This is a genomic window from Bacillus infantis (assembly GCF_050107595.1).
Lineage (GTDB): Bacteria > Bacillota > Bacilli > Bacillales > Cytobacillaceae > Bacillus_AB > Bacillus_AB infantis_C.
Genome location: NZ_JBNILH010000010.1, coordinates 121,910 through 133,950, shown reverse-complemented (window position 1 = coordinate 133,950; position 12,041 = coordinate 121,910). Strand labels below are relative to the sequence as shown.

The window sequence follows — 12,041 nt, the reverse complement described above, 5'->3', positions numbered from 1 at the left end:
CGCCAAGGTACCTGGCACCAACCCATAGAACCGCCTATTGCCCCGCCATTCCGGTGCCAGGCACCATCCCCTGCAAAACCGCACCAATCCTGCATCCCCCCTGCCAAGGTACCTGGCACCCCAAAAGCATGGTACCCCAAAAGCATGGTACCCCCAAAAGCATGGCACCTCCAAAGCACACCCGCTGGTTTCAAAATCCCAATTCCAGGCTATAAGATGAGAAAAAGGTGGTGGACTGGATGGTTCTTAAGACAGAGGTAGCGATATTGGGCGGCGGAATCGGCGGGCTGACGCTGGGGCTGAAGCTGGCGCAGGCGGATGTGCATGTGACGGTGATTGAAAAGCTTGATGGTCCGTCGCCGGTGTATAAGGGAGAGCTGCTGCAGCCGAAGAGTCTGCAGATTTTTGAGCAGCTGGAAATCCTGAGTGAGATCGAGTATAACGGCCATAAGTTTTCGAGGATCAATTTTTCCGAGATTGATGAAGAGGAAGAAGAGCTGGCGATGGATTACCAGGTGCTTCCCGGCGAATTTGATTATGCGCTGATGATCGAGCATGAGACGCTGAAGGGCATCCTCCTGAAGCACGCGATGAGCTATTCTAATTTCGAATATATAAAAGGCGGGCTTGGCAAAGGGTATTGCGAAGACCGGCTGATTGTGGAGGTCCGGAAGCGGAAGGAGCAGTTTTCGCTGAAGGCGGATTTCTATGTCGGGGCGGAGGGCCGCAATTCACTGACGAGGAAGAAGATTGAGAGCGAGACGAAGAAGATTGATTATAACCATCATTTCCTGACGGTAACATTCCCGCGGCCGGACAGTCTGACAGAGGGGCAGATCATTACGGCGAAGGACAAGTTCCTCGGATTGTTCCCGCTTCCGGATAATAAGGTCCGTTCGGTGTATCTCATACCGGAGGGGACGTATAAGGAGTTCCAGGAGAAGGGGATTGAGCATTTCCATCAGAAGTATATCGAGCTGTACCCAGAGCTTGACGGCTATGTGACGAAGCTGAAGAGCTGGAAGGACATCCAGCTGATGATTCCGACAGCCTTTTATGCGGACAAATATGTGGACGGGAATCATGTCATCCTGGGCGATGCGGCGCATACGGTCCATCCGATGGCCGGCGAAGGCATGAATATGGCGATCCAGGATGCGGATGTGCTCGGCGAGCTGTTCGTGACCATGTATGAGACAGGCAATCTCAGCCCGAAATGGCTGAGCTGCTATGAGAAAGTCCGCAAGCACCGGGCGGAAAAAATGATCAAGTTCAGCCATTTATCAGCACTTGCCTATTCCTACCCCTATCAGCTTGTGACAGGGATCAGGCAGAAGGGGCTGAAGCAGATTGAGAGAGACAAGAAGCTGCAGTTCAAACAGATGCTGAATATCTCAGGGCTCGGATTCTGGCAGGAGAGCCTGCTTGACCGCGCCATTCAGATCGGGATGCTGCCTGCCCGCGAGAAGAAGCTCTCGCCAGCAGAGAAGGAAAGTTATTTTTACAAAGAAAAGGATGACTATCCTTGGAAAACGAAATTGGCAGGAGGCGTGCTATGATCTCGGAATATATAAGACTATTAAAGGCAAGGAACTGGATGAAGAAGAACCAGCCCTTCCTGTACAGCTGGCATGCTTACGTGGGGTTTGAGCTGGATTTGTTCTCCCAGTTCAAGGATCCGAAGACGGTCCGTGAGGTGGCGGCAGCGCATGATTATCAGGAAGAGCTCCTTACCAGATGGGTGGAAGTCGGCCTGGCGGTTAAGCATCTGAAAAAGAAGCGTGATGGAAAAATCAAGACTGCTTCGAAGTTCAGCCTCCCGTCATCGCCAAAAAATCCACGCTCGACCGGTGTCATCCTGAAGGAAATGATGGAGCTGCATATCCCGACACTGCTGACGTATCCGGACATGATGCGGAAAAATGAGCGGAACACATTTGACAATGACGAGCATGGACCGACCGTGGCGCGGACCTCGTCCCTTTTGGAGCAGCTCGCCCTGCCAAAGATGTCCAAGGTAATCAAGAATAATGATATACAATCGATTCTGGATGTAGGATGCGGCGAAGGAGGGTATCTTAAACGGATCAGCCAGAAGCATCCGGAGATTACCATGACCGGCATTGAGATCAATGAGGATGTTGCAGAGTCTGCATCAGCCAATTGCGCTGACAATCCCAATATCAGCATCGTCCACGCAGATATGCAGGATTATGAACCGGAGAAAAAGGCAGATCTGATCATGATCAACAATCTTCTTCATTATATTGAACCTGAAGAGCGGGAAGGCTTGTTTGAGCGGATCAGCAGCTGGCTGTCAGATAAAGGGACGATCACTGTCATCACTCCGATCCTTCATTCCAAAAAGGGCGAGGAGTTTTCAAGCGTCTTCAACAGCTTTTTCTCAGCATTCGAAAATCTGTATGCCACTCCAACGGAAGAGGATATGATGAAAATAGCCGGCAAGCTCGGGATGGAAATGAAAACCTTCAAGCCGATCATCACCGAAGGCGGCTGGTATTTTGTTGAGCTGGGACGTGCATAGAAAAAAGACGGGGCAGGGGCTCCGTCTTTTTTACGCCGTTGTATGGCACATCAGCAGAAATAATCAACAGGGCACACAGCCTCTATCTGCCGTGAATCAGGGAGCCTGGCAGTTTTACCTGCTTCACCCTGTATTTCGTTCAGAAGCTGGGTGAGCTCTTCCCGGCGCTTGTCATCTATGCTGAACTCCAGCCCATATTGTGTGACAAGATCCGATTTTTCTTCTTTCCAGACAATATGCCCATCAAGGCTGAGTATTTCTCCAAGAATCTTTGTTTGAATCTGGAAGAGGATATCCTGTCTGATCGGCAGCTTGATGTTGGTATACAATCTGGCGCCGCCAGGTCCGATATTTTCGATCAGCACTTCATTTTTGCCCATCTCGACCTGTTTATCTTTCAGCTTGATGATGGTCAGGTCAGCACTGAGAGGAAGGGGAAGGTCGATCCGGAAATATTTTCTCTGTTTTTTCAGCTTGTCCAAGCCTTTACCGCCACCCGGCTGAATATACCCTTCTTTTAAAAAGTCTCTGAACACGCTGCCGGAAACAGGCCGGGAAAACAGGAATCCCTGGATTTCATCGCAGCCCTTCTTTTTGAGAAAATCCAGCTGTTCGTACTCCTCGACTCCTTCAGCGACGACCTTCATATTAAGGCCATGGGCCATGTCGATCAGGCTTGAGGTAATGGTGGCGTCCTCCAGATTTGAGGTAATATTTTTGGTGAAAGATTTGTCTATTTTCAGCGTATTGAACTTGAATTTTCTAAGGTGCGTGAGAGATGAAAATCCTGTGCCAAAGTCATCCAGCGACAATTTTATTTTTAAATGTCCAAGCATTTCTAGCTCCCGCAGCACCTGGTCCGAATATTGGATCAGGCTGGATTCAGTCAGCTCCAGCTCCAGCAGCTCGGGCGGGATCCCATGCTTTTGGCAAAGCGCCCTGATCATTTCTGCGAGGTTATTTTTGTAAAAGCGCTGCCCTGAAACATTGATGGAGATTGGCACAAGAGTGAGGCCGCTTAAACGCCATTCCTCCATCCTGGATATCACATTTTCAATCACCCAGTCGCCGATTTCGACAATCAGTCCTGACTCTTCTGCAACAGGAATGAATTCCATCGGGGAAACGATGCCCCAGTCAGGATGGTTCCAGCGCAGAAGGGCTTCAGCACCTGCCAGCTTATGGGTCTTTGGCTGGATCTTTGGCTGGAATTCTACGTAGAATTGATCCTCTTTCAGAGCATTCCGCATATCCCTTTCCAGGCAGTACTTTTTGAATGATTCAATATTCATCGATGAGTTATAGACCTGATGGCTGTTTTTTCCCATCTGCTTGGCATGGTAGAGAGCGGCATCTGCATTGCGCGCCAATTCCTCCGGGGTGCTGCCATTGTTCGGATACAGGCTGATCCCGATGCTTGCAGTAATGAATAATTCGTAGCCTTCAATATAATAGGACTTTTGAATGCTGTGGCTAATGTCTGCTGCGAGCCTGCTTCCATCCTCTATGCTTTCAGTGTCCGGGGCGATAATGGCAAATTCGTCCCCGCCCATCCGGAAAGCCAGATGGTCCTCCGGGATAGAGGCCTTGATTCGCCCGGCCGCCTCTTTCAGAAGCTGGTCGCCGATCGGATGGCCCAGGGTGTCATTAATATGTTTAAAGCGGTCAAGATCTAAATACATGATCGCGAACCTTTTAGAATCTTTGTCCTCAAATAGGCCATTCAGAGTCTGGTCGAACATGCGCCTGTTCGGCAGGCCTGTCATATAGTCATGGTAGGCGAGAAATTCCATCTTTGCCTCAGCCTGCTTTTGGGCTGTGATATCGGCCACGATGCCATCCAGGCGTATAAGTTTCCCTTTATCATCAAAGATGGGGATAAGATGGTCACTGATCCATTTAAGGCCTCCGTCTTTTGCAATAATCCTGTATTGCTGCCTGATAATATTTCCTTCTGATACTTTATTCTGATTGTTCATCACTTCCCGGACATCATCCGGATGAATCGATCTATTCCATATACGGGGATCTCTATACAGTTCTTTTTTTGTATACCCATAGATAGAAAGGATTGCATCGGAACAGATCAGGACCTTTTTGCCAGCCGGGTCGAGCGACCATACACCCACATCTGAATTATTATAAAAGTTCTTGAATTGCTCGGTGTTCTCGGCAAGTCTTTCCTATATTTCGCGCTGTTCCGTAACATCGCGGGAAATGCCGACCGCCCGTTCAGGTTTGCCTTCTTCATCCAGTATTAAGGTGGACTGATGGTGCAGCCGGCGAATAACGCCGTCTTTCCGGATAATCCGGTACTCCAGATTTGCGGGCCCTTTTTCCGCCAGTGAAGCGCGGTAACGATTTAGGAACAAAGGCAGATCCTCAGGGTGGATGAACGTTTTATAGTATTCAAAGGAAGAGTTAAAATCTTCTTTTGATACACCAAACATTTCATACATATGCTCAGACCAGTAGGCGGTGTCTTCCTTGAAATAATAGTCCCAATATCCAAAGTTAGCCGTCTTCTGGGCGAGATTCAGCCTTTCCTCCGCCTTCTTCAGCTTGCGCTCCTTCTCAGCCAGTTCTGTAATATCCTTGGCAATCCCGAATATTCCGGTAATCTGATTATCTGTAATGATAGGAATATTTGTGAAATTCACGTCAAATTTTTTCCCGGATCTGGTAATGCCTGTCATATTATAGTTTTGCGGTTTTCCTTTTAGCGCAATCTTGAACTTGCGCAATACAAGGCTCATAGATTCCGGGGCAACAAATTGCCTGAAAGATATTCCATGTTTGTCAGGGTCATAATTAAACAAACGGGCCAGTGACTCGTTATAAGTGGTCATATCCCCGTTTATATCCAGTGAATAGACAGCATCCGGATGGTTGTCAAAAAGAGATCTGTACATTTGTTCACTTATGCTGAGCTTTTGCTTTAAGTTTTCCTCGGCTGTGATATCCTTGGAAATGCCGATGATCCCGACTGTTTCGTTTTGCTGAATAATCGGGATGGTGACACTGTTTAACAGGATCAGTCCGCCATCTCTGCGGTTGATCCGGAAGATATGTGTTTGTGCAGAGCCTTTCAATACAGCCTGAAAGCTCTCCTCCGCCTTAGGGAGATCCTCGCTGAAGACAAAGGGAAAGAATCCTCTTTCCTGGATTTCTTCCGCTGAAAAGCCTGTTGCCCTGACAGTTGCTTCGTTCACCTTAAGGATTTGTCCCTCTTTATCCAGTATGTAAGCGAGGTCTGATGTATTAAGGAATAATCTTTCATAGATAGAGTGATTCTCAGCCAGCGGCACAATTGGCTCTTTCCGTTTTGAGTGATCTATTCTTTTCAATGATGTCTTCACCTTCCTATTTTATGGCAAAGTGTCATGCTAAAAAAATAGCAAGCAGCCCGGCTGCCATAGCATGAGCCTTAGGCCCGCAGCTTTGCAACTTTTATTTTCATAAAATTTGCCACTAATATAGTAACATATTCCTAATGTGGAAATCGCAGCAATTATTTTGTTAATATATAATTAGTATCATAATGGGCATTCTCAAACCACTTCTAACACGTTAAAATATCCGTAGGTGATTATAATGAAGAATAAATATCTGCTAATATACGAAGATTTGGCATCAAAGATCCAGGATGGATACTATCCTGCAAGAAGCATTCTGCCGTCTGAAAATGAATTGACGGAGATGTTTGAGACTTCAAGGGAAACGATCCGGAAGGCGCTGAATCTGCTGGCGCAGAACGGGTTCATCCAGAAAATCCGGGGGAAGGGTTCGATTGTGCTTGATCTGAAAAAGCTGCAGTTCCCGATTTCCGGCCTGGTCAGCTTTAAGGAGCTGGCAGGAAAAATGGGGCAGAAGGCGGAAACCGATGTGGCGGAATTTGCGCTAGCGTTCCCGGATGATGATTTGATGAGGCAGCTTCATATCAAGGAAGATGAAAAGATCTGGAAGGTGTGCCGTGTGCGGAAGATTGAGGGCGAGCGGATCATCCTTGATAAAGATTTCCTGGTAGAAAAGCTGGTGCCCGGGCTGACTGAGGAGATTTGCCGGAATTCCATATTCGAGTATATCGAGAACACGCTCAACCAGAAAATCAGTTTTGCGAAAAAGGAATTCACAGTCGAGGGTCCGACAGAGGAAGACCGGAGGATGCTTGACCTGGAAGGATACCATTCGGTCGTCGTGGTGAAAAATTATATCTATTTTGATGATGCATCCCTATTCCAATATACCGAGTCCCGCCACCGGCCGGACAAGTTCCGGTTTGTCGATTTTGCAAGGCGGATGGACACGCCTTCAGGATGACAGGATGTGCTGGATAGGGCTTAAAAAAATAGGAAGCCGGGTAAAAACTAACAGATGAAAGTCTGTTAGTTTTTTTGTTGTGAAAAATCCTTGAGAAGGGGTATTAGCATGAACATATATAATCTGATTGGCATTGGCATCGGTCCATACAATTTAAGCCTGGCGGTCATGCTGCAGAAGGCACACGGCCTTACTGGGCTCTTTTTTGACAAGACGCCGGAATTTTCCTGGCATCCCGGCATGCTGATTGAAGGCTCGGAGATGCAGGTGCCGTTTCTTGATGATCTTGTCACGCTTGCTGATCCAACCAGCCCACATACGTATTTAAATTATCTGCATGAGCATGACCGGCTGACCCAATTTTCCTATTTTCACCGGCTGGAAATCCCAAGGAAGGAATATAATCATTATTGCCAATGGGCTGCTTCACGCCTTGATAATTGCAGATTCGGCATGGGAGTGGCGGATGTGCGGGACAGGGAGAAGAATGGAGAGCAGTTTTTCGAGGTGACGGTGTTCAATATCGAAAAAGGAGCGGAAGAGACCTATTTTGCCTATAATCTGATTCTCGGTACAGGAAATGAACCATTGGTGCCGGACCATATGAAGGATTTTCTGGGGGAGGACTGCATCCACTCCAGCCGCTATCTGCAGGTCAAGGACAAGCTGATTGAAGGCGGGTCCATCAGTGTGATCGGATCAGGGCAGAGTGCCGCGGAAATCTTTTATGATCTGCTTCAATGCCAGAAGACGCATGATTTTCAGCTCAACTGGCTGGCCCGCTCTGCCGGCTTCCTGCAGCTGGAAAGCACAAAGCTCGGCCAGGAGTTTTTTTCTCCGGAATATGTGAACTATTTTCACAGCCTGCCATACGGGGAACGGATCCAGTCACTGGATACATTGAACGGCCTCCGCAACGGCATCGAGCCTGGGCTGCTGGACAATATCTACAAAGAGCTTTATCACCAGACGATCGGCGGCGAGTCTGCCAAGGCGAGAATCCAGCCGCTTGCCGAGCTTCAAGGGATGGAACGCACCTCATCCGGCTTCGTGCTGCAGCTTCAGCAAAAGCAGGCAGAAACACCCTTTAAGCTGTACTCGGACAAGGTTGTCCTCGCTACAGGATATCGGCCGCATCTGCCGGACTGGCTGCTCAGCCAATATGGAGACGAAATCATCTGGGAGGGAGAGCGCGAATTCAAGGTATCTCTCTCATATGAAATTGTTTTTAAAAAGAAGCGCTCAAACAGGATCTTCACCCTGACCAATATTGAGCATTCCCACGGGGCCGCTGCCACCCATCTCGGCTTGTCAGTCGACCGCAACAGACGGATCATCAATACCCTTGCTGAAAAAGAAATCTATAAGAGCAATAAGAAAAACGTCTTTCACCGCTTTGTCCCGAGGGAAGAAGAAGTTGTACTGTAAAACAAGGTTTTATCACTGCCCAGGGAGGGAAATCTCATTAATGTGATCAAATTTAAAGGAGATGACAGAATTGGCTAAAATCGCATGCTTAATTACCGAAATGTTTGAAGACGTAGAGTATACAGATCCTGCGAAAGCTTTCAAGGAAGCGGGACATGAAATCACGGCAATCGAGAAGGAAGCAGGCAAGTCTGTCAAAGGCAAGCAGGGAGACGCAACTGTAAAGATCGATAAAGGGATCGATGATGTAAGTCCTTCCGACTTTGATGCCCTATTCCTGCCAGGCGGATTTTCTCCTGACCAGCTTCGTGCCGATGAGCGGTTTGTCCAGTTTGCCAAATCCTTCATGGACGACAGCAAGCCGGTACTGGCAATCTGCCACGGACCGCAGCTGCTCATCACGGCAAAAACGCTTGATGGAAGGAATGCAACAGGCTTCAAATCCATCCGCGTCGACATGGAAAATGCAGGCGTGAACTTCAAGGACCAGGAAGTTGTCGTATGCCAGAACCAGCTGGTAACAAGCCGTAACCCGGATGACATCCCGGCGTTCATTAAAGAATCGTTGAATGTACTTTCAAAATAAATAAGAGCGGAGCGGGACGCTTGGTTGGGGCGTTCCCGCTCTTTTTTTGTGCGTGTGTTTGGGTATTTTTGTAAAGAGGAAAAATTATGGCTGTTTTTGGGTAGAATCACGTGGAATGCAGGGAGAATAAAGCATATTTTGGGCAGAAAAAATTAAATATCAGGATGAATAATCCAAAATGCAGGGAGAATGGCTATTTTTCTGCCTCCTCAAAATCTGTTTTGTAGCATACCCGGCGCGCCATACATATAGTGATAGTGGGCGTCAGGCGCCATTCCTTTGAAATTCTTCCTTTGTCGCGATAAGATAGAGAAAGGGACTTTTTGCTATCTGAAAAATATACAGGTCTTACATAAATGAGCGGGGAAGGCAGGTAAAGTGATGATTGTATTGAAATCAGCGCGTGAGATTGAAGCGATGAAAAAAGCGGGCGAAATTCTTGCCGCTTGCCATAAAGAAATTGCGAAAAAAATCAAGCCGGGTGTGACGACTTGGGAAATAGACGAGTTTGTAGAGGGATTCCTCAAGGAGCACGGTGCGACTCCTGAGCAGAAGGGCTATAAAGGCTATAAATATGCGACATGCGCCAGCATCAATGATGAAATCTGCCACGGTTTTCCGCGCAGGGAAGAATTGAAGGACGGCGATATTGTCACCATTGATATGGTTGTGAGATATAACGGCGCGCTGGCGGATTCCGCCTGGACGTATGGGGTCGGCAATCTTTCCGAGCAGCACCGGAAGCTGCTGGAGGTTACGAAGGAAGCACTTTATAAGGGAATCGAGCAGGCTGTGCCAGGCAAGCGGATCGGGGATATTGGCCACGCCATCCAGACCTATGTCGAGGGTGAAGGCTTCTCTGTTGTCCGCAACTTTATCGGTCACGGAATCGGCAATGTGATTCATGAAAAACCGGATGTGCCGCACTTTGGCCTTGCCGGTAAAGGGCCGCGCATCAAGGAAGGCATGGTCTTCACCATCGAGCCGATGGTCAATGTCGGCGTGTATGACACGAAAATGGACAATAACGGCTGGACAGCGAGGACGGCAGACGGCAAATTCTCTGCACAGTATGAGCATACCATTGCCGTTACAAAAGAAGGCACATTGATTTTAACAGATCAGGAATAGGCGGAAGACAGGTCTTCGGATCTGTCTTTTTTTCTAAAAAAGCGAGGCCCTGTGAAATGTTCACAGGGCCTTTATGACGAAAATCCATACTTTCTTGCTTGCAGAATGGTGCTTACCATTAAAAGGCTTATCCCCATAAAACAGTCAAACTATCCACAAAAGTGTATATCTTTCTGAAAAGTCACGCTTATCCACAGGGGATTTTGTCGGAATTTTGCCGGAAAATGGTTTATCCACAGAAAAAGCCCGGCAGGTGCCGGGCGTCAGTTGCCAAATTCCTTCTTCATCAATTCAATATTGCCATCATGGAAGTCCTTCATGATGCGGGGATACTTGTAGTCTTCAAACAGAACATAGCTTTCTGCTGCTTTCCCTTCTGTCACGTATTCCTTCAGTTTTGCAAGATAGCCGGCAGAGGACTGGATCCGGGATGAAATCTCCTCATTGCTGTAAGCCGGCAGTCCGTGCCCGGTCATCATGAGACGGAAGCTGTGGTCTGCGAGGCTGTCCGCGAATTTTTCCAAAGTGAGCAGATAATCGGTGCTTGAAAAATAAACATAAGGGAATTCTGTATCACATAAATAATCGCCGGCAATCAGCAGGTCCAGGGACGGGATGATGCAGGCAATACCGCAGTCAGTGTGGCCGGGGGTCTGGAAAAATGTCAGCTCGGTCCCGCCGACAGCCAGTGTCTGCCCGTCCTGTGAAATGACGATGTCAGCGGCCGGATAGGAAGGTGTATAGTCCCGGTCTATATAATATGAATCATCCCATGCGAGGATCTGCTCGATTACTTTTTCCCTTTCCTGCCCGTCCTTTTCGTTCAAGGCTTTGCTGGCGATGATGGTTGCATCAGGGAAAGCGCCGTGGCCGATAATATGGTCATAGTCAGAATGGGTGTAGAGCACAAAAATCGGGCGGCCCCCGGCTGTGCGGTACACATAGGAGCGGATTTCTTCAATCTCATGCGGAAGCCAGCATGGATCGATGACGAGGACCAGATCCTCTGTTTGAATGACGGCAGAGTTGGTCTTAAACAAGCTGCTTTGAAAAATCGCTGTGTTTTGGTCTTTATGGATGAGCATGGGAATCCTCCTTTAGTGGTGTCAGGCACCAATTTATAAAACAAAAGCAGACCCCATAGGCCTGCTTAAAATTACATTTTCCTCAAGTTGCCGAGCTCTTCTACAAGCGCCTGCATTTCATTGGGGCTGAAAGAATCTTTTTTCATGACAAGTTCGTAGATTTCCTTCAGCTCTGTGTACATTTCCTCGTCAAAATGGGACGGTTTAATGGCACCGAGATTCAGGACCTTCAGCTTTTCCTTGATCTGTTCAATCATATATTCGACATTTTCAGTTGATTTTTCCGATAAGTTCATGGGGGCGTCATCCTCTCATCACGATATCGACAGGCCTTGCCTGTCTTCTTTACTCTTCATCTTTCCATGATAAGAGCGGAATGTCAATTAAATTATAGAAACACCTTCCTGCTTATAGTTGCATGAAAGCAGTGAAATAGAAGAAAATGTAGCTAAGGGGGTATGTGCTTTTGATACGTGTATTATTTGTGTGCCTCGGCAATATCTGCCGCTCTCCAATGGCAGAGGCATTGTTCAGGGACCAGGTTAAAAAGGAAGGTCTGGAAGGAGCCATCGAGGTCGATTCTGCCGGGACAGGTGACTGGCATATCGGCAAGCCTCCCCATGAAGGGACGAGGAAAATCCTTGAGAAATACAAGGTGGATGCAGCAGGATTGGCCGCCCGGCAGATTAAAGCATCCGACCTGGATGAATACCAGTGGATTGTGGCGATGGACAGTCAAAACCAGGCAGATATTCTGAGCCTTAAAAAAGGCAGTCCCGCAGTAAAGATTGTCAGGCTCCTTGACTACAGCGACCTTAGAGATAAGGATGTGCCCGACCCGTATTATACCGGCAACTTCGAGGAAGTATACAGCCTCCTGAAGGAAAGCTGCGCAAGGCTCTTGAAAGAAATGAGAATAAATCATCATTTATAAAGTAAAAATGGA

The 12,041-nt window shown here is 47.8% G+C and carries 11 protein-coding genes, 1 pseudogene and 1 riboswitch; of the genes and pseudogenes, 7 read left to right on the top strand and 5 right to left on the bottom strand.

Annotated elements, in window-relative coordinates; translation table 11 throughout:
- Positions 1-239 precede the first annotated feature (239 nt).
- Entirely contained in the window at positions 240-1,559 is a 1,320-nt protein-coding gene (locus ACQCVH_RS19785) for an FAD-dependent oxidoreductase (protein WP_248138799.1), read from the top strand.
- Entirely contained in the window at positions 1,556-2,545 is a 990-nt protein-coding gene (locus tag ACQCVH_RS19780) for a class I SAM-dependent methyltransferase (RefSeq protein WP_426837314.1), read from the top strand. Before ACQCVH_RS19785 ends, ACQCVH_RS19780 begins: the two co-directional genes overlap by 4 nt.
- A gap of 50 nt (positions 2,546-2,595) precedes the next feature.
- On the opposite strand, the gene ACQCVH_RS19775 is transcribed toward ACQCVH_RS19780, so the two are convergent.
- The 3 genes and pseudogenes from ACQCVH_RS19775 to ACQCVH_RS19765 all read right to left on the bottom strand — a co-directional run bounded on the left by ACQCVH_RS19775 (position 2,596) and on the right by ACQCVH_RS19765 (position 5,892).
- Positions 2,596-4,338 (bottom strand): EAL domain-containing protein, encoded by a 1,743-nt coding sequence (locus ACQCVH_RS19775; RefSeq protein WP_426837377.1) that lies wholly within the window; start codon positions 4,336-4,338, stop codon positions 2,596-2,598.
- A gap of 12 nt (positions 4,339-4,350) precedes the next feature.
- A pseudogene (locus ACQCVH_RS19770) lies at positions 4,351-4,704 on the bottom strand (PAS domain-containing protein); the annotation flags it as partial.
- 24 nt (positions 4,705-4,728) lie between these two features.
- A complete protein-coding gene (locus ACQCVH_RS19765) occupies positions 4,729-5,892 on the bottom strand; it encodes a PAS domain-containing protein (protein WP_426837313.1) in 1,164 nt (387 codons plus the stop codon).
- Between the two features lie 50 nt (positions 5,893-5,942).
- A riboswitch (cyclic di-GMP riboswitch) is annotated at positions 5,943-6,025 on the bottom strand.
- Positions 6,026-6,139: 114 nt separating this feature from the next.
- On the opposite strand from ACQCVH_RS19765, the gene treR reads away from it, so the two are divergent.
- From treR to map, 4 genes are all read left to right on the top strand, one after another.
- On the top strand, positions 6,140-6,865 hold the full coding sequence (gene treR, locus ACQCVH_RS19760) for a trehalose operon repressor (RefSeq protein WP_426837312.1): 726 nt from the start codon (positions 6,140-6,142) through the stop codon (positions 6,863-6,865).
- A gap of 108 nt (positions 6,866-6,973) precedes the next feature.
- Positions 6,974-8,293, top strand: a complete 1,320-nt coding sequence (locus tag ACQCVH_RS19755) for a lysine N(6)-hydroxylase/L-ornithine N(5)-oxygenase family protein (protein ID WP_426837311.1) — start codon at positions 6,974-6,976, stop codon at positions 8,291-8,293.
- Positions 8,294-8,354: 61 nt separating this feature from the next.
- Entirely contained in the window at positions 8,355-8,879 is a 525-nt protein-coding gene (locus tag ACQCVH_RS19750; protein ID WP_426837310.1) for a type 1 glutamine amidotransferase domain-containing protein, read from the top strand.
- A gap of 381 nt (positions 8,880-9,260) precedes the next feature.
- The gene (map, locus tag ACQCVH_RS19745) at positions 9,261-10,010 is read left to right on the top strand and encodes a type I methionyl aminopeptidase (RefSeq protein ID WP_426837309.1); all 750 of its coding nucleotides are present in this window, start codon (positions 9,261-9,263) and stop codon (positions 10,008-10,010) included.
- A 263-nt stretch (positions 10,011-10,273) separates the two neighbouring features.
- Here the strand turns inward: map and ACQCVH_RS19740 are convergent, their stop codons facing one another.
- Positions 10,274-11,095 (bottom strand): MBL fold metallo-hydrolase, encoded by an 822-nt coding sequence (locus tag ACQCVH_RS19740; RefSeq protein WP_426837308.1) that lies wholly within the window; start codon positions 11,093-11,095, stop codon positions 10,274-10,276.
- 71 nt (positions 11,096-11,166) lie between these two features.
- Positions 11,167-11,391, bottom strand: coding sequence for a DUF1128 domain-containing protein (locus ACQCVH_RS19735; protein ID WP_224902975.1), 225 nt, complete (start codon positions 11,389-11,391; stop codon positions 11,167-11,169).
- A gap of 170 nt (positions 11,392-11,561) precedes the next feature.
- Between ACQCVH_RS19735 and ACQCVH_RS19730 the strand changes: the two genes are divergently transcribed.
- Entirely contained in the window at positions 11,562-12,029 is a 468-nt protein-coding gene (locus tag ACQCVH_RS19730) for a low molecular weight protein-tyrosine-phosphatase (protein ID WP_426837307.1), read from the top strand.
- Positions 12,030-12,041 lie beyond the last annotated feature (12 nt).